At 65.4% G+C, this 21,874-nt stretch carries 18 protein-coding genes; 11 read left to right on the forward strand and 7 right to left on the reverse strand.

The genetic code is table 11. The features are described 5' to 3' along the window. The first annotated feature begins 63 nt into the window (after positions 1-63). Complete coding sequence (locus SH602x_RS04105; protein ID WP_479475599.1) at positions 64-1,512, forward strand: carbohydrate porin; 1,449 nt, start codon at positions 64-66, stop codon at positions 1,510-1,512. Between the two features lie 75 nt (positions 1,513-1,587). Then, the gene (locus tag SH602x_RS04110; RefSeq protein ID WP_479475600.1) at positions 1,588-3,315 is read left to right on the forward strand and encodes a hypothetical protein; all 1,728 of its coding nucleotides are present in this window, start codon (positions 1,588-1,590) and stop codon (positions 3,313-3,315) included. Positions 3,316-3,475: 160 nt separating this feature from the next. Here the strand turns inward: SH602x_RS04110 and SH602x_RS04115 are convergent, their stop codons facing one another. The 7 genes from SH602x_RS04115 to modA all read right to left on the reverse strand — a co-directional run bounded on the left by SH602x_RS04115 (position 3,476) and on the right by modA (position 10,531). Continuing rightward, complete coding sequence (locus SH602x_RS04115; protein ID WP_479475601.1) at positions 3,476-3,889, reverse strand: hypothetical protein; 414 nt, start codon at positions 3,887-3,889, stop codon at positions 3,476-3,478. 219 nt (positions 3,890-4,108) lie between these two features. Continuing rightward, entirely contained in the window at positions 4,109-5,572 is a 1,464-nt protein-coding gene (locus SH602x_RS04120) for a PQQ-binding-like beta-propeller repeat protein (protein ID WP_479475602.1), read from the reverse strand. A gap of 354 nt (positions 5,573-5,926) precedes the next feature. Further along, a complete protein-coding gene (locus SH602x_RS04125) occupies positions 5,927-7,687 on the reverse strand; it encodes a hypothetical protein (protein WP_479475603.1) in 1,761 nt (586 codons plus the stop codon). A 167-nt stretch (positions 7,688-7,854) separates the two neighbouring features. After that, a complete protein-coding gene (locus tag SH602x_RS04130; RefSeq protein ID WP_479475604.1) occupies positions 7,855-8,388 on the reverse strand; it encodes a hypothetical protein in 534 nt (177 codons plus the stop codon). A gap of 65 nt (positions 8,389-8,453) precedes the next feature. Further along, positions 8,454-9,107 carry an ATP-binding cassette domain-containing protein gene (locus SH602x_RS04135; RefSeq protein ID WP_479475605.1) on the reverse strand — a complete coding sequence of 218 codons (654 nt, stop codon included), beginning with the start codon at positions 9,105-9,107 and terminating at the stop codon, positions 8,454-8,456. Beyond that, complete coding sequence (gene modB / locus SH602x_RS04140; protein ID WP_479475606.1) at positions 9,104-9,784, reverse strand: molybdate ABC transporter permease subunit; 681 nt, start codon at positions 9,782-9,784, stop codon at positions 9,104-9,106. Before modB ends, SH602x_RS04135 begins: the two co-directional genes overlap by 4 nt. Before the next feature lie 3 nt (positions 9,785-9,787). After that, the gene (modA, locus tag SH602x_RS04145; protein WP_479475607.1) at positions 9,788-10,531 is read right to left on the reverse strand and encodes a molybdate ABC transporter substrate-binding protein; all 744 of its coding nucleotides are present in this window, start codon (positions 10,529-10,531) and stop codon (positions 9,788-9,790) included. 366 nt (positions 10,532-10,897) lie between these two features. On the opposite strand from modA, the gene SH602x_RS04150 reads away from it, so the two are divergent. The 9 genes from SH602x_RS04150 to rplW all read left to right on the forward strand — a co-directional run bounded on the left by SH602x_RS04150 (position 10,898) and on the right by rplW (position 21,770). Beyond that, positions 10,898-12,799, forward strand: coding sequence for a PAS domain-containing hybrid sensor histidine kinase/response regulator (locus SH602x_RS04150; RefSeq protein ID WP_479475608.1), 1,902 nt, complete (start codon positions 10,898-10,900; stop codon positions 12,797-12,799). 213 nt (positions 12,800-13,012) lie between these two features. Then, positions 13,013-14,881 (forward strand): malto-oligosyltrehalose trehalohydrolase, encoded by a 1,869-nt coding sequence (treZ, locus tag SH602x_RS04155; protein ID WP_479475609.1) that lies wholly within the window; start codon positions 13,013-13,015, stop codon positions 14,879-14,881. Between the two features lie 202 nt (positions 14,882-15,083). Further along, positions 15,084-16,139 (forward strand): TIGR02996 domain-containing protein, encoded by a 1,056-nt coding sequence (locus SH602x_RS04160; protein WP_479475610.1) that lies wholly within the window; start codon positions 15,084-15,086, stop codon positions 16,137-16,139. Between the two features lie 113 nt (positions 16,140-16,252). Beyond that, positions 16,253-17,278, forward strand: a complete 1,026-nt coding sequence (locus SH602x_RS04165; RefSeq protein ID WP_479475611.1) for a hypothetical protein — start codon at positions 16,253-16,255, stop codon at positions 17,276-17,278. A gap of 203 nt (positions 17,279-17,481) precedes the next feature. Next, positions 17,482-18,906, forward strand: a complete 1,425-nt coding sequence (locus SH602x_RS04170; protein WP_479475612.1) for a GGDEF domain-containing protein — start codon at positions 17,482-17,484, stop codon at positions 18,904-18,906. 596 nt (positions 18,907-19,502) lie between these two features. Next, positions 19,503-19,829, forward strand: coding sequence for a 30S ribosomal protein S10 (gene rpsJ, locus SH602x_RS04175; protein WP_479469737.1), 327 nt, complete (start codon positions 19,503-19,505; stop codon positions 19,827-19,829). A gap of 188 nt (positions 19,830-20,017) precedes the next feature. Next, on the forward strand, positions 20,018-20,698 hold the full coding sequence (rplC, locus tag SH602x_RS04180; protein WP_479477091.1) for a 50S ribosomal protein L3: 681 nt from the start codon (positions 20,018-20,020) through the stop codon (positions 20,696-20,698). A 63-nt stretch (positions 20,699-20,761) separates the two neighbouring features. Continuing rightward, positions 20,762-21,400 (forward strand): 50S ribosomal protein L4, encoded by a 639-nt coding sequence (rplD, locus tag SH602x_RS04185; protein WP_479475613.1) that lies wholly within the window; start codon positions 20,762-20,764, stop codon positions 21,398-21,400. A gap of 58 nt (positions 21,401-21,458) precedes the next feature. Further along, the gene (rplW, locus tag SH602x_RS04190) at positions 21,459-21,770 is read left to right on the forward strand and encodes a 50S ribosomal protein L23 (protein ID WP_479469735.1); all 312 of its coding nucleotides are present in this window, start codon (positions 21,459-21,461) and stop codon (positions 21,768-21,770) included. Positions 21,771-21,874 lie beyond the last annotated feature (104 nt).

The following is a 21,874-nucleotide window of genomic DNA, read 5'->3' on the forward strand; positions in this document are numbered from 1 at the left end:
ATCGGTCGGAGGACCGGGTCGAGCCGATGAAAGCGGGAAGACTTCGCGGATCCCGGAAACGTCATGGCGCGCTCGCTTCGCATTCGATTGCTCGTCGCAGCGCTGCCGGTTCTGTGCGGAGCGGCTCTCGTCGCGCGAGGCGTCGAGATCGGCGGCGCGTTCGTTCAAGCGAACGCCGAGGCGAATCCGGTCTTCGCGGCAGATTCCGCGGCGGTCGCTGTTCCTTCCGCTCCGCCCCCTGTGGGGAGCGCCGTTCGGGACAGCCTCTCGGCCTGCGAGTTCTGCGGCCGCCGCGATTGCTTCGGCTATTGCCGCTCGGCTCTCGCTCCGCCCGGCGACGGGATCTGGGAACGGTCGACGCTCGGCGGCGAGTGGTGCGGCGTCCGGCCCGCGCTCGCCGATTCGGGCGTGACGGTGCAGGCCGACCTGACGCAGTTCTATTACGGCGTCTCCTCGGGAGGTCGCGATCGCGAGTATCGCTATGCCGGGCACGGCGATTACGTCGCGCTGCTCGACGGCGAGAAGCTCTTCGGCGCCCAGGGCTTCTTCGTCAAGCTTCGCGCCGAGCATCGCTGGGGCGAGTCGCTCGCGGGAGCGACGGGCGCCCTGCTGCCATCCAACGTGCTGGCCGATCTGCCGACGCCGGCGAGCGAGAACGTCTATCTGACGAACGTGCTCCTGACCCAGGCGCTGTCGGAAAACGTCGCCTTCTACGGCGGAAAGCTCGACACGTTCGACGGCGATCAGAACGCCTTCGCCAGCGGTCGCGGCAAGACGCAGTTCTCGAACATCGGCTTCGTCGTGAACCCGCTCATGCTGCGGACCGTCCCCTACTCGACGCTCGGAGCCGGGGCGATCTTCCTGCATGAGGGAGAGCAGATCGGGAACGTGGGAATTCTGAACGCCGTCGACACGGCCCGTTCGACCGGCTTCGGCAAGCTCTTCGACGAGGGCGCCGTCCTCGTCGTCGAGGGCCGTAATCCGACGCACCTGTTCGATCTGCCCGGACATCAGCTTCTGGGCGGAACGTGGAGCAGCCGGGATTACGTCGCGCTTGATCAGGACCCGCGCATCGTGCTGCCGGGGACTCCGATCAATCAGCAGTCAGGCTCGTGGTCGCTCTACGGCAACTTCGACCAGTACCTGGTCACGTACGACGAGCAGCAGTCCCGCGGCTGGGGCGTGTTCGGCAGGGCGGGCCTGGCCGACGAGCAGGCGAACCCGGTCGCATGGTTCGTCAGCGGCGGCATCGGCGGCAACAGCCCGATCCATCGTCGAGAGGCCGATACGTTCGGCGCCGGATGGTTCTATGCCGGGACCAGTTCGGAACTGTCGCCTGCCCTGGCGACGGCGATCGGCCCCGTGGGCGACGCCCAGGCGGTGGAGCTGTTCTATAACGTTCAGGTCGCCCCCTGGATGCAGGTCACGCCCGACTTCCAGGTCATCATGCCGGCGACCTCGACCGTCGATCCGTCGCTCGTGACGGGCGTGCGCGCGAACGTGTCGTTCTGACGATCTACGGCGCGGAGAGCGGTCGGCTAGGATGAAGGGGCTCCCCCCTTCTCTTCCTGTCTGCGAGTTCTCGCCATGAGCCGTTGCGCCTATCGACTACGCTGCCTTCGCTCTTTCGCGGGTCTGGCGCTTGCGACGCTGATTCTCTCCGCAGCTAGCGATCTTGCCGCTGCGGAGAAGCTCGCCCGACGCTGGGTCTATCTGCAGACGAATCTGCAGGTGAAGGAGAACGTCGCACCCGCGCAGGATCTGCTCCGGCGGGCGAAAGCGGCGGGCTACAACGGCGTCGTGTTGGCGGACTTCAAGCACAACGTCCTCGACCGGGTGCCCGACTGGTACTTCGACCACGTTCGTCAGTTCAAGCAGACGGCGGGCGAACTCGAGATCGAGATCATTCCGACCGTCGCCCCGTTCGGATACAGCGACGGCATCCTGGCGCATGATCCGAACCTGGCGGAAGGGATCCCCGTCCGCGAGGCGCCCTTCGTCGTTCGCGACGGAAAAGCGGAACTGAAGAGCTTGGTCAGGAATCCCCTGCCCGGCGGCGGGTTCGAAACGCACGAAAGCCATGTCGTTTCGGGATGGGCCTTTCAGGACGGGCCGGGCGAAGTGAGCTTCGTCGATACCGAGGTGAAGCATGCGGGCGAAAGCTCGCTGAGGTGGGAGACGCCGGCGGGCAAGAGCCACGGGGGCAACTTCCGCGTCTCGCGCGGCGTCAAGGTCGCCCCCTGGCGGCAGTTCCATGCCTCGGTCTGGATCAAGACCGAAGGCTTCGACGCGGCGAACGTCGTGCGACTGTTCGCGATCGGAACAGCCGACGGTCGCGAGCTCTCGTTCTCCAACCTGGGCGTGCAGCCGACGCAGGACTGGACGCGGCACGACGTGGTCTTCAACAGCCTGGGCAACGAAGAGATCCGCCTCTACTGCGGCACGTGGGGCGGTCGCGGCGGCAAGCTCTGGATGGACGACCTCGTTCTCGAAGAGACGGCGTTCGTGAATCTGCTCCGCCGCGACGGTTGCGAATTGATCGTGGCGGCGGAGACCGGCGCTCCCTACGAAGAGGGTCGCGATTTCGAGCGGCTGATCGATCCGAAGATGGGGTCCGTTCCCTACGCCGGCAGCTTCGAGGTCTGGAGCGAGCCCCCGACGCTGACCCTGACGAAAGATTCCCGCATCCGCGACGGCGAGCGGCTGCGCGTCAGCTTCTCGCACACGGCGCTGATCTACGACGGCCAGGTCGGATGTTGCCTCGCCCATCCGAAGGTCTTCGAAATCCTGGCCGACCAGGTCGCGCGGGTGCAGAAGCTTTACGGCGCGAAGACGCTGTTCCTATCGCATGACGAAATCCGCGTCGCGAACTGGTGCGGCTCCTGTCGCAAGGAAGGTCGCGACGCCGGCGCGTTGCTGGCGGAGAACATGCGGCGGTGCGTCGACGTCGTGCGGAAGGTCTCGCCTGACGCGGAACTCTGCGTCTGGTCGGACATGTTCGACCCGCACCACAACGCGAGGAAGGACTTCTACCTCGTGAACGGCGACCTGTCGGGATCGTGGGAGGGCCTGCCCGAAGGGATATCGCTGGTGAACTGGAACCACGGCGGCGCCGGCAAGAGCCTCCCCTTCTTCGCCGACCGCGGTCACCGGCAGGTACTTTCCGGGTACTACGATTCGGACGCCAAGGCGATCGCGGGCTGGCTCAAGCAGGGCGAGGGCCTCGCAGGGATCGACGGCGCCATGTATACGACCTGGCGGGATGACTACTCCGGTCTGGAAGCCTTCGCCGAAGCGGCGTGGGGCGGGGAATAGGCGACGTCGTCCGATCGCTTCGACAAATGCCGCGAGGGAGCGTTTCCGATGTGGAATCGCTCCCTCGCTTCGTTTCGACGTCAGAAGTCGGCCGCGGCTGGCTCAGATTCGAGTTCGTCAGTCCGTCCGATCGTGCCGTCGAAGTCTTCGAGCCGGGTCGTCACTTTCCGAACTGTAACGTGATGCCGCCCCCGTTGTGGCCATGGAAGTTGCCGTTGTGGCCGTGTTGACCGTGGTTGAACTGCCCGTGATGGCCGCTGGGGAAGTGGTTGAAGTGACCGTTGTTGAAATGGTTCTGGTTGAAGTGGCCGTTGTGAAAGTGACCGTTGTGGAAGTGATTCAGGTGGCCGTTGTGGAACTGCTGAAACTGCGACGGATGGTGGAAGTTGTTGTGCTGCTGGTGCGGGTGGAATCCGCCATGGCCGTGATGATGCTGGCCGTTCCCGTGGTGAAATCCGCCGTGGTTATGCCCGTGGTTGTTGCCGTGGCCGTTACCGGCGAAGGCGTTCGCCGAGGCGACGAGGGCGAAGATGGCGACGAGCGAGAAAGTCAGGGTCTTGACGTTGGCGAGCATGGAATCTTTCGCTTTCGATCAGGCAGGGCTCGGCAGGCGGCCTTCGTCCTCGAAGGTCTCATTCCTGTCTCTGTCTCTCGAAGCGGAAGTCGCCGGGATTCGTTACCGGCTTCTTTCAGAAAATCCCTGACGCCTCTAAACGAAACAGGGAGCCGCCGCGATTCGCGACGCCTCACTGTCGAGGTTCTTCGGATTCAGAACGGACTGCGATGTCGATGACTAAGGCAGCGTCCAGAGCGTCAGGTCGTTCTGGTCTTTGACGTAGATCCGCTTGCCGGCCACGATCGGGTACGCGTAGGTCCCTTCCTGGGCGACCTGATACGTCGCGAGCGGCTTGTACGCTTCCGCGGTCGGCTCGAAGGCGATCAGCTTGCCGTTCGGCGCCATCGCGAACAGCGCCGATCCGGCGTCGACGATCGTGCCGTAGCCGCCGCGACCCCCTCCGCCTCCGCGACGACCGCCTCCTCCGAAGCGACCTCCGGGGCCGCCCGGTCCTCCGGGACCGCGATCGCCGAAGCCCGGTCGGCCTCCCGGCTGCCCGTCAGGACGCGGACCCTCCGGACGAGGCCCCTCGGGACGCTGACCCGGCTGCTCCGTTCGCTCGCCGGCGCCTTCAGGCCGCGGACCGCCCTCCCGCGGCCGGTCTCCGGACGGGCGCTCGCCTTCTGCTGCCGGCGTCTCTTCCGAGAGGGGCGCCGTCCATTTCATTTCGCCCGTGGCGGCGTCGACGCAGAAGACTTGCCCCGCGTTCGACAGTCCGAAGATCAGGTTCTCGCGCTTGACCGGGGTGTTGAACTGCACGGTCGCTTCGGGGCTCTTCCAGAGTTCCGTCGCGTCGATCGTTTCGTCCTTCGACGCCAGCGAGACCGCGGTCAATCCGCGGGTCGGACCGGCATAGACCAGCTCGTCCCCTTCGATGATGGGCGAGGCGGCGTTATAGCGCCCCTGCAGGTAGTCGATCTTCCAGAGCAGCTTTCCTGAAGTCGCGTCGACGGCGATCAGACTGCGGTCGGTCGGCGTGACGATCGCCTGCTTGCCGTCCAGCGTGACGAGCGAGGGAGACGCGTAGGCCGGCGCCTCGCCTGCCAGACGCCAGCGTTCGGCGCCCGTAGTCAGATCGAAAGCTACGAGCGCGCCGTCCTCTTCGCCGCCGAGCTGCGCGACGCAGAGCCCGTTGACCACGATCGGCGAGCTGGACGTGGCGAAGCGGGGGATGTCGTCCTCGAATTCGGCGTTCTCCCACAGGAGCTTGCCGGTCTCGGCGTCGAGGCACCGCAGCGTCCCGTACACGCCCAGAATCACGACCTTCCCGTCCGCGATCGCAGGCGTCGCGCGGGGGCCGGGAAATCCGCCGTCCGCGCCGCGGCGAGTCTCGGTTTCGATGTCGAAGCGCCAGATTTCATTTCCGGTCGCAGCGTCCAGGCAGCGGGCGCTCTCCTTCCCTTCGTCGCGGTAGTTGACGTACAGCCGATCGCCGACCAGCGTCGGGGAAGCGACGCCGTCGCCGACGGTCACGCTCCATTCCTTCTTGAGCGTCTCGGGCCACGCCGCCGGAGCCTCGAACCCGCTCACGCGGGCGTCGCGGTTCGGTCCCCGCCATTGCGGCCAATCCTGAGCGAAGACTCCGCCCGACATCGCGAGCGAACACGCAAGGCCCGAAATTCCCATCCACCGACGATTCATCGCCCCCTCCTCCTGCTGCCTGCTTGCACGCGCCGGTTCGGCGCCGGGGGCGCAGAATGCGCCCGAAAGGCGAACCCCGCGGCGGCGAACGAGTGTCGCGGGAATCTGCGGGTCAGGCAACAAAAAAGGGGAAGTCGAGCCGCGGCCCGCTTCCCCTTTCAGAACACAAACTGGTCCGTCAACCCACAATGTCGTCTTCTCCTCCGGGTGCCACTGGCTTTGCCAGTGCTTTTCCGGAGGTCGGATCGCTCATGTTTGGCGATCGACAAAGCTTCGGCACTGGCAGAGCCAGTGGCACCCGAATCTCTTCGATCAGCCTGACAGATGTCGATCGACGGACAGTATCTACGAACGTCAGGGCGACGTCTTCTCCGCGCAGCAGGTTCCTTGGCCCCGGGCAGCGGGGTGGCAGTAGCAACTCGCGACGGGCTTCACGTCGGCCCGCGACCAGGCTTTCACGAAGCTTTCCTCCAGCGCCTCCGCATCGGTCGTCCGCTGCTGCGCTTCGAGCGACTGCTTCAGGCCGAGGATGGCCCAGGCGTTGTCGGGATGCCGCACCAGGTCCGCGCGGTAGACGGCTTCCGCTTCGGAGGCACGACCGTCGGCGAGCAGCAACGCACCCAAGGCATGCCGCACGGGCTGCATCCAGCCGGGCGGCTCGTCGTAGGCGAGGTTCTCCTCCATGCGAACGGCTTCTCGCAGCAGGTCGAAGGCTTCGTCCGTCCGATCTTCGCGGAACGCCAGTTCGCCTTCGGCCATCGTGCGTGCGATCGCGACGACATCCCGCGCCAGGTTGTTGCCCATCTTCCATTCGTCGGTCAGCTTCGGCGTCAGTTCGTCCAGGAGGTCGATCTCCTTCCGAGCCTCCTTCGTGCGACCGAGCGCAGAGTTCGCGACCGAACGTGCGAAGCGATATTCCGCCCGGCTGAGCAGTCGCCACTCGGGCGGCTCGGGCAGTTCGAGGATTTCGTTCCACTTGCCGAACCGGACCAGCACGAAGGTCTTGGTCGGCATGAATCCGTCGGCGACGGTGACGTACTTCTTCAGGAAGTCTGGCGGCACGGAGCGCTCGATCTTCTCCGCCGCGGCGAGCGCCGTTTCGTAACGCCCCTCCATCATCGCGGCGTACGCCAGGAAGTGGACGTTGTGCAGAAAGTAGATGCTGTAAAAGTCGGGCGCCGGCGCCTTCGCGAAGTAGGCCTCGTCCGCGGCGATCGCTCGCTCGTTCGCGTCCGCCGCGTCGGCGTAGCGTCCCGTTCGGATGAAGACGTGCGACGGCATGTGAACGAGATGCCCCGACCCCGGAACGAGCGCGACCAGACGATCCGCCGCGGGCGTCGCACGCTCGGGCCACGGCGAAGCTTCGACCGCGTGAATATAGAAGTGGTTGGCGCCCGGGTGCTGCGGATGCCGCGCCATCGTCCGTTCGAGCACGGCGACGATCTCGAGCGTCCTCCCCTTCGGAGCGCCGGCGGAAGTCCACAGGTCCCAGGGCTGAAGGTTCATCAGCGATTCGGCATAGAGCGCGCCGATGTCGGCGTCCTCCGGATGGGCATGCCAGGCGGCTTCCATCGCGTCGGCGTAAGCCAGATCCAGAGGCTTCCGATCCTCCGGCACGGGCAGCGCATAACGAGCGGCGACTGCTTTCGCCAGCGACCGCTCGGCCGGCGTTTCGTCATCGAGAGCGGCGACCGCCTTTTGCGCCGCGGCGAAGGCCTGCTGGCTCTGCTCCTCCGCCATTTCCGGCTTGTTGATGTGCAGACCGCGTGCGTAGGCGCTTCCCCACCATGCCATGGCGCAGGAGGGGTCGATCTCGGCTGCCTTCTCGAACGAGCGGATCGCCTCGTCGTGGTTGTAGCCGTACAAAAGCTGGATGCCCTGGTCGAACCAGCGCTGGGCTTCGGGCGAGTCGGTCGTGATCTTCCGGGCGTACCCCTCGAACCCTGGATACTGGTTCGCGGCAGCAGCGTCGGGCGAACGAGCTCCGTTCTCAGAAGCGATCGCGGTCTCTGAAGACTTCGGCGGTTCGGCTGCGAAAGACGACGCAGCGACGAGCGAACCGGCGACGAGCGAGCGGGCGAGCGAAGCCGCCGACATGGAATAGATGCGCAACACCTTGTTCTCCGTTGGGATAGGGGAAGAGCCTGCCGCGGACCGCCGTCGGCTTCGAGCTCTCCCCTGGAACAGGTTTCGTTGAGCGCACAAGTCTCTTCCGCGTTACCGCAGATTTTCCTCGATCTCCGACCGTCCCGACGATGGCTGTGAGGTAGTGCAGAGTACGCCTAGTCGTCCGTTGGAGTTTCAAGTGCGGCTTGAGGAAGTCGTCCGTTGACCTGCACCAGCACGCTCTCGTCCATGCTTGAAACTCGCAGCGTGCCGTCGTTCTGCTCGTAGACTTCGCCTGCCAATAGTCGAACATCCTTGCCTTGAACATTCAGTCTAACCTCCGCGATGTCACCCTCACTCTCGATGATCGTGACGCTCCGAATCTCGCCTTTGGGCAGTTCTTCTATCGAACGCGTCCGGAAAATACTTCCTGGTGGGTCATCTGACCAGCTCAAAGGCGGAAGCTCATCATTCCGGTAGAGTCCCCAGCGAGTATCGTTCTGATAGGTGACAACGGAAGTCGCATACCCGTCCGCGAAGATTAGGTCGAGCCGGTCAAGTTGCAGAAACGGGACCGTTGCGTCCTGCCAGACCGGCGCGCCAGTCGCTTCGATCGTATACAAGGCCATCTCGATTCCCTGCCATCGCGCGATCTTCCCGCCGTTCAATTGGCGTAGGAACGCCGCTTGCCGCCGAACCCAAGCGTTCATTCAAGTTTCCTGTCGTCGCGCTGCGACGTTTGATTCGACACAATCAGAGGCGCGGCGACCGGCCCCTACGAATTCTCGACGACGCGTCCCGCCTCGATCGTGACGGTTCGCGTCGCCAGTCGATCGACCAGTTCGCGGTGGTGCGTGACGAGCAGCGTCGGCACGGCGAGTTGCGCGATGACTTGCTGCAGATACTCCGCGATCCGGTCGCGAAGAGGAGCCTCGACCCCGGTCAGAGGTTCGTCCAGCAGTAGAATCTCCGGGCCTGACGCGATCGCCCTGGCGAGCGCCACGCGCTGCTGCTGACCGCCGCTGAGGGACCGCGGATAGCGGTCGAGCAGGTCGCGGATTTCCAGAGATTCGACCGTTGCGTCTAACGGCATCTTGCCCTGCCTTCGGCGAGCGCCGTACGCGATGTTCGCCCTCACCGTCAGGTGCGGAAAAAGCCGACGCTCCTGAAACAGCACGCCGACGCGGCGACGCTCCGGCGCGAGAAACTCCTTGCGCGCGGTATCCACGAACGCTCGCTCGCCGAATCGGATCGTGCCCGACTCCGGTCGCAGCAGCCCGGCGATCAGCGACAGGATCGTCGTCTTTCCGCTGCCTGACGGGCCGAAGAGCGCGGTCACCGGAGCGTCGGTTACGAACTTCGCGTCAAGCTCGAACCCGTCGGCATACCGATGCCGGCAGTCGAAGTCGAGCGAGGGGAGACCGTTCATCGCGTCCCCCCTCCGCCGCGGCGTTCGAGCCAGTTTCCGATCGCCAGCGCCGCGGCCGCGATCAGGATCGAGAACAGGATCAGCGGCAGCGAACGCTCCATGCCGCCCGGCGATTCGAGTTCGCTGTAGATCTTCAGCGGGATCGTCTGCGTCCGGCCCGGGATGTTGCCCGCGATCATGATCGTGGCGCCGAACTCGCCGAGGCTGCGCGCGAAGGCGAGGACGCAGCCCGCGACGATGCCCCGCCGCGCGCAGGGGAGCGAGATCGTGAAGAAAGCGTCCAGGGGCGACGCGCCGAGCGTTCTAGCCGCCTGTTCGATTCCCCGATCGACGCCGTCGAAGGCGAGGCGGATCGCGCGGACCATCAGCGGGAACGAAACCACCGCCGCGGCGAGCGCCGCCCCCTTCCAGTCGAAAATCAGGCGCACTCCGAGCCATTCTTCCAGGGCGCCGCCCATGACGCCCCGGCGACCGAAGGCGACGAGCAGCAGCCAGCCCGTCACGACCGGGGGCAGAACCAGGGGCAGGTTGACGACCGTCTCCAGGAGGCTCTTGCCCCAAAACTCCCGCCGGGCGAGCAGCCAGCCGAGCGCGACGCCGAACGGCAGACTCGCGATCATCGCAACCGTCGCGACGAGCAGGCTCAGGCCGATGGCGTTCCACGAATCCGCCGACACGCGTTACCTCGCAGCCGACGCGGACGAAACGGGTCGGAATCCGCGACGACGGAAAACTTCCTGCGACTCCGGCGTCTGAAGTCGAGCGAACAACCGGACCGCTGCGGCGTTCGATTCGCCCGCGTCGAGCAGCACGAGCGGGTAGAGGATCGGATCGTGCAAGGTCGAGTCGAATTCGAAGACGACCTCGACCTGTTCGGCGCCGAGTGCGTCGGACGCATAGACGATGCCGGCATCGGCTTCGCCCCGCTCGACGAAAGCCAGCGTCGCCCGGACGTCGTGCCCGCGGACGAACTTATCCGAAGCAGACAGCTTTCCGAACAGTTCGAGCTTACTCAGCGCCTGCTCGGCGTAACGCCCGGCAGGGACGTTCGCCTCCGCGAGCGCGAGATGTTGGACTTCGTCGCGGAGCAGATCAGCCGGCCTCTTTACTTCCGCCGGGTTTCCTCGCGGCACGATCAGCACGAGCCGGTTCGACAGCAGATCGACGCGCCGGCTGACGAGGTTTTCGTCCTCGATCGCATCGGCCCACTCCTCGCTGGCGGAAAGAAACATCGCCGCCGGAGCGCCCGCGAGGATCTGCTGGGCCAGCGCGTTCGACGCGCCGACGCCGACGTCGACCTGAGCGCCAGATTCACGCTCGAATTCGACGGCGATCTCTTCGACCGCCTCCCTGGCGCTCGCGGCTACCAGAACCATCACGCGCGTCGGAGCGACCGCCTCCGGCTCGGGCGGTCGGGAGTTCAAGCAGCCGGCGGCGGACCCGCACGCGAAGAGAATCGCGGCTGCGAGTACGTCTCTCGGTCGAGCACGCCAGATCGTGCTGCTCGTCGGTCGGACGCTGCGCAATCGTCGCTCGACAAGTGAGAGGGAGAGCAGCGGAAAGAAGTCGTAACGGTAGGAGCCTCACGGTACTCGGGAAGGGGCGTCGCCGCGAGATCGCAGAGGCGTATCGGCTCTCGAAACGCTGCGAGGCCGGTCGGGCTTCCGCGCGACCAACTGGCCGGCAAGCCCGGAAATAACGGGCTTTCGAAATCGGTACGCTCTTTGCATCTGGTGTCAGTCGCTCGAAACCAAGACGCGACCGAAGTCGCGTGTTAGGAGGGCTACGCTATGGACCAGCTGGAAATACAGCCTGAGCGGACGACCGAGATTGCCGACTGCGCAATCTTCGTGGTCGACGCCTCCGGCATGGTGAGATCCTGGAACGTCGCCGCGGAACACATGACCGGGTACGCCGCTCGGGAGATCGTCGGTCGATCGATCTCCTTGCTCGACGCGCCCGAGGACCGCGACGGCAAATTGCAGGCGCTGGGTCATGCCGCAGCACGCGGCGAAGGCCTGCAGCAGGACGGATGGCGCGTCCGCAAGGACGGCAGCCGATTCTGGGGCTCCTTCACGCTGACTCCGCTGCGCGACGAGCGCAGCGACGTCACCGGAATGGTCGGCGTCGCACGCGAGTTGACCGATCAAAAACCCGCGCGTGAAAACGTTCCCGAAAGCGACCGGAAGTTCGAACTTCTGATGTCGGGTCTTCAGGAGTACGCGATCTTCCTGATGGACGTCAGCGGTCGCGTGACCGACTGGAGCGTCTCCGCGGAGCGACTGCTGGGCTACTCGACCGACGAAGCGATCGGCCTCCCCTTCTCGGCGCTCTGGCCCGTCGAAGATGCGAAGGCGGGCGGAGAAGCCGAACGCGAACTTCGCACGGCGGCGGAGCAGGGGCGGGCGTTCGACGATCGCTGGCACGTGCGCAAAGACGGAACCCATTTCTGGGCCACCGGCGCGACCAGCGCGCTGCGCGACCGCGACGGCGCGCTGCGCGGCTTCGTGAAGGTCTTCGCGGACAGCACGGAGCGCAAGCGGATGGAGGAGGAGCTTCGCGAGCGGGCCGAAGCGCTCGAAGATGCCGACCGCCGGAAGAACGAGTTCCTGGCGATGCTCGCGCACGAATTGCGGAACCCGCTCTCCCCGATCGCGTCCGCCATCGCGCTGTTGCAGTTCAGCGAAGGACTCGACGCGGATGACAAGGAGGCGATCGCGATCGCCGATCGGCAGGTCAAGAAGCTCGCCCGGTTGATCGACGACCTGATGGACGTCAGTCGCATCACGCGCGGAAAGGTGCAGCTTCAGCGGCAGCGGATCGAACTGTGCGAGATCGTCAGGAGCGCGCTCTCGGCGGCCCGTATGGCGGTGGAAGAGCACCGGCACGTGCTGGCGGCGCAGTTCCCGGACGGTCCGCTGTTCGTCTCCGCCGATCCGTCGCGGCTGGAACAGGTGTTCGAGAATCTGGTGCTGAACGCCTGCAAGTACACGCCCTCGGGCGGTCGGCTGGACGTGGTCGTGGAACGGACCGACCGATGCGCGATCGTGCGCGTGCGAGATAACGGCGTCGGCATCGCGCCCGAGTTGCTGCCCGGGATTTTCGATCTCTTCACGCAGGCGGATCGAAGCATCGACCGATCGCAAGGAGGACTCGGCATCGGCCTGACGATCGTCAAGACGCTGGTCGAACTGCACGACGGAACGGTCGAAGCGCAGACGGGCGGCATCGGTCGGGGAAGCGAATTCATCGTGCGCATTCCGGCGTCGACGGGCATGGCCGCCGCCGAGTCGGTCGACGGCTCGCAGAGCGATGCGCGACCCTCGCGACGCATCCTGGTGGTCGACGACAATCCTGATGCGGCGAGGATGCTCTCGATGACGCTGCGATCGGAAGGCCATGAGGTCGAAACGGCGCTCTGCGGCTTCCGGGCGCTGGAGGCGGTGTCGGCGTTTCGACCCGACGTTATCCTGCTCGACATCGCCTTGCCGGGGCTTGACGGATTCGAAGTCGCGCGGCGGCTGCGGGAGCAGGCGTCGACCCGACGCATCCCCCTGATCGCGGTGACGGGCTACGGCCAGCCGGAAGATCGGGAGCGCTCCCGCGCGGCAGGATTCGAGTTCCACCTGGTCAAGCCGGTCCGCCTGAAGGACGTTCTGGACGTACTGGGGACGCTGGACGGAAGAGCCTGATCGGCGCCGCCTTCTCCCGTCCGTTTCGCGGTCCTTTCCGCGGCAGCGCTGTCGAAGCGAACGACGGCGCCCTAGAACGCTTATCGCGCATCTGTGACGGCCCGTTCGCCGGGAATTCCCTGATCCAGAGCGCCTCGCCCGCGGCATGTCCGTGCGACACGCACGAGAACGCCGTGCTGACTAACCCTTTCGACGGAGCGGATCGGGAAACGTATGACGGATCGTAGGCATGCGACGGGCGCCGAAGTTCAAGCCGACGGAGTCTCGTTTCGCGTCTGGGCGCCGCATCGGAAGCGGGTCACGCTCTCGCTTCCCGAAACCGGCGATCGGTTTCCGCTCGCGCCGGAAGAGGGGGGCTACTTCGGCCTGTTCGTTCCCGGCCTGAGAGCGGGAGCGCTTTACAGCTATCGGCTCGACGACGTCGAGTACGAGTATCCCGATCCGTCGTCGCGTTTTCAGCCCCGCGGCGTGCATGGTCCGTCACAGGTCGTCGCGAGCGACTATCCCTGGAACGATGCCGGCTGGAAGGGCCTCGAACTGGCGGGGCAGGTTCTGTACGAACTGCACATCGGATGCTTCACGCCGGAAGGAACCTGGCAGGCCGCGGCGAAGAAGCTGCCCCTGCTGCGCGACGTCGGCGTGACCGCGGTCGAGGTCATGCCGGTTGCGGAATTCCCGGGCGAGTTCGGCTGGGGCTATGACGGCGTCTTCTGGTACGCGCCGACGCGGCTGTACGGCACGCCCGACGACTTCCGCGCGTTCGTCGCAGCGGCCCATGCGCTTGGAATCGGGGTGCTGCTCGACGTCGTGTACAACCACTTCGGCCCGGCGGGAAACTACTCCGGCTCGTTCGCGAAAGAGTTCGCCTCGGACCGGCACAAGACCGACTGGGGCGACGCGATCAACTACGACGGTCCGCAGGCGGAGGCGGTGCGGGAGTTCGCCGTCGCGAACGCGGCCTACTGGATCGAGGAGTTCCACCTTGACGGACTGCGGCTCGACGCCACGCAGGCCATCTTCGACGATTCGCCGCGGCATCTGCTGGCCGAACTTTCAGTCGCCGCGCGAAAAGCCGCAGGCGAACGCTCGATCCTGATCTTCGCGGAGAACCATGCGCAGGACGTGCAGCACGTGGCGCCGGTCGAGAATGGAGGCTTCGGCCTGGACGGCATGTGGAACGACGACTTCCACCATGCCTGCCGCGTCGCGTCGACGGGCCACGCGGAGTTCTACTACGCGGACTACGCAGGGACGGCGAGCGAGATCCTGGCAGCGACGAAGTGGGGCTTTCTCTATCAGGGTCAGCACGTTCCGCGGATGAAGCATCGACGCGGCACGCCGGCGCTCGACACGCCCGCGGCGAGGCTGGTCAACTTTTTGATGAACCACGACCAGATCGCGAATTCCGCGCATGGCGATCGCGTCTCGCGGATGATGTCGCCCGGAAACTGGCGGGCGCTCACGACGTTGCTGCTGCTCGCGCCGGGCACGCCGATGCTGTTCATGGGTCAGGAATTCGGCGCGTCGGCGCCGTTCCTCTACTTCGCCGATCATGAGGTCGATCTGGCGAAGCTCGTCCGCGAGGGGCGGTGGGAATACCTGCGACTGTTTCCGCGGGTGGCGGGCGGCATCGCCGCGTCCTCGCTCGCTCTGGCGGATCCTGCGGATCGGGCGTCGTTCCACGCCTCCCGACTCGACTGGAGCGAACGCGAACGAAATCGCGAGGCGCTCGCGCTCCATCGGGATCTGCTGCGAATCCGTCGAGAAGACGCCACCATTCGCCGGCAGGACAAGACGCAGTTGCACGGCACGGTCATCAGCGACGACCGGTTTCTGCTGAGGTGGCTCGATCCGGCGGGCGAGGACCGGCTGCTGCTGGTGAACCTGACGCGGGACTATGCCTGGCGACCCGCGGCGGAACCGTTGCTCGCTCCTCCCCGCGATCGGCGGTGGGAGGCGCTCTTTTCCAGCGACGACGCCCGGTACGGCGGATCGGGTTCGGCGCTGCTGGATGCGTTCGACTGGACGCTTCCCGGTCACGCCGCGATTCTGCTCAAGGCGGTCGTAGAATCGGCGGAGTAGCCGAACGATCGTCGGCTGCGTCGCGCGCTCGTTCATGCCTTCGTGTGCCCTGGCTGGCTTGTCCAGCCGTGCGAATTTAGGATGCGGCCTCGTTCAGCGAGAGGCATGCTGACGAGGCAGAGTCGATTCGCCGCTTCGGCACGGCTGGGCAAGCCAGCCAGGGAACGCTGGCGAACCGGTTCGGAATTCGAATTCATCAAGCATGTTCGAGGATCCGACTGCCGAAGAGCTTCCTTTCGTCGAGGCCGTCTGTGCGTCGCCGGCAGAGATCGAGCCCCGGCTCGTCTTCGCCGACTGGCTCGACGAACAGGGCGACCCGCGCGCCGAGTTCCTGCGGGACTCGAACCTGATCGAACAGGCGATCGAGCGCCTGGGCTGGGGCTTCGCCTTCGCGAACTGGAAGGCGGCCCTTCCCTTCGTCAACGACGATCCGGAACTGGGCGAAGCGCTCCGCCGCGTTCGACGGGTCGTGCTGCCGACGCATGGCGAGTTGCCTGAACCCCTGCGGCGGATCGTCGTCCGACACCGCTACGCGGGCGGCTTCATCGAGAACGTCGGCATCAGTTCGCGGAACCTGTTCGAGTGGGGCGAGGCGCTCCGGGGGATGATTCCGCTGCGGGGCATCCTGGCCGGCGAGATGCCGCGCTCGATGGGCGGTCTCGACCTCATGGAGCATGAACCGGAGACGTGGCGCGGGATCGAACGACTCGCGATTCCGCATCACGTCGCCGATCTCGACTCCGACTTCGCACCCTTCGAAAACACGGACCGGGCGCAGCGTTTCGCCGAACTCGCGTCCGATCTAAAGGCGCTCGCGATCGACGGTCCGGAGATCAACGACTGGTCGCCGCTCTACACGTTCCTGAATTCGAGTTCGCTGCGATCGCTCGTCATCGCCTCCAGTTTCGTTCCGCTGTACGGGCCGCTCGGAATGCTGGAGAACTGGATTCCCGCCGACCTTCGATGCCTGGGCTTCCCCTTCGCGGAGGTCACCGACGGCGCGTTGATGCGAATGGCGGATTGGCCCGGCCTGGCGGAGCTGCGGCTGCTGGAGCTATCGAATTCGATGCCGGGCGACCGTGCCTGGTCGGCGCTGGAACGTTCGCCCTACCGACGCGACGACCTGGTCGTGATGCACGCCGGCGATCGCTGGCGATCTCCCGGTTCCGGGCGGCCCATTCGGCAGATTCTGATGGAGAAGAACTACGGCTCCGAGGCGCTTCGTCCCGCGAACTACTTCGACTTCGCCGCGTTCTGAAGCCGCGACGTCCGGCGCCGATTATCCGACCTTTCCGAACGTTCCGGTCGGGCGGTTCGTAGAGAGACTGATCGCGGAGACCCGCGAGGGCTTTCCACACGGAGGATGCAGAGATGCTTCGGCAGGGAGCGATCGTTTCGCTGATTCTGGGAGTTTCCGGCGCTGTCGCGGCAGTCGCTGGCGCAGCGCCGCCGCGGGTTTCGTTCGACCTTCCGCCGCTGGCGAGCAGCCGGGACGTCACGCCGGAGGAGTTCGCGGCGACCAATCCGAACGAGCGGTGGATCGAGGTCCGTTTTCCGCTGTCGGTCTTCCTGAGCGGGAACGAGAGCGAGCTGACGGAGATTCAGGCCGAACTTCACCTGGAAACGCCGCACGCCCAGGTCGTCGACTACTCGCCCAAGACGGCGCTGACCGATCGCTACGCCGGCGCCGTCGAGGTGCAGCAGATCGCCGAATCGTCGCGAGGAGCCGGACTGACCGTCAGCGGCGCCGAGGCGAACGTGAAGGCGACCGGCTCCGCCGACGCGGCCCAGAAGAACGCGAAAACCGTGAAGTACCAGGAGATCCCGGCGAAGGAAATCGTCACCGCCGCGGGGACGCTTCGTCGCGGACAGGGCGTCTACTTCAAGCTTCGTCCGACGGCGGCGACGACCGTTCAGGGGGCGCATGAACTCTCCGCGATCGTGCGCGTGCCGACGTCGTGGCGCGGGGACGTCCTGTACGTCGCCTGCGAAGCGCGGGCGCTGCGCGAGAGCGGATTTCCCTCGGCGCCGTTCGAATCGAAGACCGAAGTCTTCTCCGCAGGCAGCGGGCGTTTTCAGATCGCCCTCTATCTGGAAGGAGATCAGCAGGCCTGGCGTGCGGCGCGGCAGTTCGCCGACGCCGATTCGGAACTGCGAACCCGCATGAACGAAGCCGATCGCCACGTCACGGCGAAGGTCCGGCCCGATCTGCTGTACCGGATCGGAAACTCGCTCGACCTGACCGAACCGCAGCTTCCTGCCGACTGGCGATCGACGCTGCTGGCGTCGCCTGAACAAGTCAAGCAGACGAGGTTTCGCAACGCCCTGCCGCCCGAACTGGTCGAGGCGGGCGAGATCTACTGGCTCGCGAAGGATGAACTGGTTCGCATGCGGTGAGCGCCCCGGGAGCGTCGAATGCCCTCGCGAAGATGCTGGTCGCGAGGATCATGCGGGCGAGCCGGAATGGAGCGAGCCGTCGAGAGCCGGCGACGCCTCTCCGGGGGGGTAAAAATGAGTGAATTCTCCGCTATCCGAGGGGGGGCGCTAAACGGCGATCTAAGTTTCGGCAAACCGTTGTCTGCCCCTTCGGTTACCGACCTATGACGCTCCTGATCCTATCGCTCTTCGGCGCCGTCGCTCTGTTCGCCTTCGGCGTTCTGTGCGGGCGCTTCATTTCCCGTCCGAACCGGGGGAAGGGCCTCGATCGCGAATCGCTCGCGGTCCTGCACGAGATCGCGACGAAGCTCTCGCTGGACGTGCGGGAGCACGAAACGCAAGTGCGACTCCTGGCGGAGGATCTGGAAGCGCTTCCCTCGCCTGACGAATCCGATATTGCCCTGTGCGTGCGACAGATCGTCGAAGCCAGCGATGCGATGCGTCGCAAGTTGCAAGAAGCGGAAGCTCGTCTGGAAGATCAGGCCCGGATGATGCGCGAGCAGGCGATCGCCGCACGCACCGACGCCCTGACCCTGCTGCGGAACCGCGGCGCGCTGGATGATTACCTGGACGAACGGCTCGTCGCCGTGAAAGACCGCGGCGAGACGACTTCCCTGATGCTGCTGGACGTCGATCACTTCAAGCGAGTCAACGACGCGCATGGCCATCTGGCGGGCGACGCCGTTCTTCGCGAGGTCGCGAAAGCGCTGACCGAGGCGGCGCCGAAGGATGCCCTGGTCGCTCGCTACGGCGGCGAAGAATTCGCGATCGTGCTTCCGAACAGGACCGCCTTCGAATCGCGGGAGATCGCCGAGGCGATCCGTGCCCGCGTGGGCGAGACCACGACCGTCATCGACGACAAGCGACTCCGCGTCACGGCGAGCGCCGGTCTTGCGGAGGCGCTGCCGGGCGAAGATCGCGCAGCCTGGATCCGCCGCGTCGACGAAGGTCTCTACGACGCGAAGGCCCGGGGGCGAAACGTCGGCATCTGGCGTCGCGGCGCCGGCATGTTGCCGTTCAAGGACGCCGGACTGGAAACCGAGGAAGGCGCCGCGCTGGCCTACGATCGTCGGGCGCAGCGAACGTCGTCGACGGCCGAAGTGGCCGGTCTGGATCCGGTGACCGGTTTGTCGAACCGCGCTTCGTTCACCTCGGACGTCAAGCGGCGTCACGCACAGCTTCGACGTACGCCCGGACAGGCGACGCTGATGCTGCTGCGGATCGACGGCTACGACGAGATGATCGCGAAGCGGGGCTTCCGCGCGGCGGAGCAGGCGCTGCTGTTCATGAGCCAGGCGCTTCGCGTTTCGGTTCGCGACACCGATCACATCGCCCGCTACGGACGGGACATGTTCGCGGCGCTTCTTCCTGAAGCCACCGCCGGCGACGCCGATTCGATCGTCTCGCGGATTCGCGACGAAAATGCCCGACCCTTCGCCACCGTCGATGGCGTTCCGCTTCGCATCACCGCCTCGTTCGCGGCTGCGGAACTCGATGCGGCGCTCGAAGTCGATTCGATCTTCGCGAGTTGTCGCGAAGCCCTCGATCATGCCGGCCTCGCCGCGGATCTGATCGCGGAATCGACCTGATCGTCGGCACGGACGCAGACCGCTTTGGATCGATGTCCGCGCGACTCGATCCGATCCACGCTGGCTTGCTAGCGCTTTCGCGCCTCCGAGCGAACTTCGCAGCTCCGCGAGTCGCCCTGCTTTCGAGGCGATCGTAGCCACCCGGCATCGGGACGAGCGGGCGACCGATGAACTCGGTCCCCGTGGCAAATAGCGCTCGTCACGAGCCAGTTCGCGGAGCTTCAGGGCCAGGAAAAAGAGCGCCGAGACCCGCCGGGGCCTTGGTTCGAATCTGGCGATCTCGTTCGAAAACGGCGCTGCGGTACGCGAAGCGGCGTCCGCCCAAGACTCGTTAAACTGCGTTCCGAACGAGGTTTGGCAGCGTGCCGGAGGCGTTCGAGGGGCCAGTATAAGCTCAGGCGAAATCTTTCGTGCCGAAACTTAACGCGGCCATTGACGCCTCAGTAGGCGACCCTTAAACTCACCTGCTTTCCTATCGGGCTCAGAAGCGGCGTCCAAGCCTCCTAAGCCCTTTGACCCACGACAGTTATCGCCTGCCTCGACAAACCGCCCCCGGGCGTTAAGTCGCTTCGGCAAGGCATCGCCTGGAGCCCTCGATGGCGGGAAAGCAGCAAGACGTCATTCGCATCCGGATGGAGGCGTACGACCACAGCATTCTCGACCAGAGCGCGTCCGAGATCGTGGACACTGCGAAGCGTACGCACTCGACCGTGCATGGCCCGATTCCGCTTCCGACGCGGATCGAGCGCTATACGGTCAACTCCAGTCCGCACGTGGACAAGAAGGCCCGGCAGCAATTCGAAATCCGAACCCATAAGCGCCTGATCGATATCGTCGACGCGACGCCGAAGACGATCGACGCGCTGAACAAGTTGAGCCTGCCGGCAGGCGTCGAGATCAAGATCAAGGCCTCCTCTCGCTGAGCGAAGCAGGTCGATAGCGAGCCCCGCTCGCAGCGGCTGTCCGGTTCGTCCGGTCGTCGCTCGCAGGGGCCTTGAGGGGCGATCGTTCGATACGATTCGGGCGTTCGCCTTCTCTTTCCGTCAGATACAAGTTTCGAGATCAGGGTTTCCGTTCCATGGCCATCGGCATCCTCGGTAAAAAGGTCGGAATGACCCAGCTCTTCGTCGCCGAATCGGGCGACGTCGTGCCGGTCACCGTCGTGGAAGCGGGTCCGTGCCACGTCCTTCAGGTTCGCACCCTGGAGCGAGATGGTTACGACGCGGTGCAGATCGGCTTCGGAGACAAGAGGCGCCCGACCGGCGCTCGTCTTCGCGGCAGCAAGGCCCGTCGCTCGGAGCGGGGTCACGTTTCGTCGAAGATCGAAAGCAAGCGTTCCAAGAAGCGTCAGGCCGCCGGCGTCGAGCTGGCTCCCAAGGCGGAGTGCGAGCCGAAGAAGTTCATTCGCGAGATCCGCGGCTCGTCCGAATGGACGGTCGGTCAAGAACTGAAGGCGGATGTCTTCGTCGAAGGCGCCGCGATCGACGTCACCGGAACGAGCAAGGGTCGCGGGTTCTCCGGCGCCATGCGTCGTCACGGCTTCGGCGGTCAGCGAGCCACGCACGGCGTCAAGAAGTGTCACCGAGCGATCGGCGGCACCGGCATGAGCGCCTTCCCCAGCCGCACCTTCAAGGGGAAGCGGATGGCGGGGCAGTACGGCAACGCGACGGTCACCACTCGCAACCTGAAGGTCCACGCGATCGACACGGAGAACAATCTCCTGATCATCCGCGGCGCCATTCCGGGTCCCAACGGCGGATATGTCGTCATCCGCGAATCGAACAAGAAGTAATCGAGCCTGCGGCATTCGCATCGGTCTCTGATCGGAATCGCCCGGCGCCCTGGAACTACGAAGATGGCCTCCCTTCCGCTTTACAATCTCGCCGGCACGCAGACCGGGACGTACGAGTTCGATCCGGACTCGCTCGCCCCGTCGATCAATCGCCAACTGCTGCATGACGCGGTCGTCATGTACCAGGCGAATCTGCGGATGGGGACGAAGAGGTCCAAGGATCGCGGCGAAGTTCGCGGCGCCACCCGGAAGCTCTACAAGCAGAAGGGTACGGGGCGCGCACGAGCCGGCTCGAAGAAAGCCGGTCATCGACGCGGGGGCGGCGATATCCATCCGGTCCGTCCGACCGACCACAGCTATCGCATGAACAAGAAGGCGATTCGCCTGGCCACTCGCATGGCGCTGGCTTCGCGGATCGCGAAAGGTCAGGTTCGCGTGGTCGACGGCCTCGCGATGGACGCCCCGAAGACCAAGACGATCGCCGGCCTGTTCCAGGCGATGGGCGTCTACGGTCAAAGGACGCTCCTCGGCACCGCCAGCCACGATCCGAACGTCTACCGCAGCGCCCGCAACATCGCCGGATGCGAAGTTTCGCCTGCGTCGGACTTCAACGCCTTGTCGCTCCTTCGCCCGCGCGTCGTCGTGATCGCGAAGGAAGCTCTCGATCAACTCAAGGAACGCTCCACCGCCGCCTCGGCGTGATCGTCACGTCGTAACTGCCGCCCCGTACAGCGCCGCGTTGAGCGTCTGAAAGTTCGCCATGTCGGGTAACGCCCTAAACACCAGCCTGCAGCTCGAGCCGCATCAGGTGATTCTCCGCCCGCTCGTCACCGAGAAGGGCATTCACCGGTCGGAGCGCTATAACCAGTACTCGTTCGAGATTCACTCGCTCGCTACCAAGCGGGACGTGAAGACGGCGATCGAGTCCCTCTTCAACGTTCGCGTCGAAAGCGTCCGCACGCAGACCCGCAAGGGCAAGCCGCGTCGCTTCCGCTATCAGATCACGCATACCGCGGACTGGAGGAAGGCGATCGTCACCCTCCATTCCGAAGACAAGATCAACTTCTACTAGTCGTCGGCCTCGGCAGGTCGAGCGGGATTCGGGCGACACCGCCTGGTCCGGCTCGGAGCCGTCGCGCTTCGATTCGTTCGTATTCAGCAGGCGTCCTTACGCCA

The sequence above is a fragment of the Lignipirellula cremea genome, from assembly GCF_056501455.1.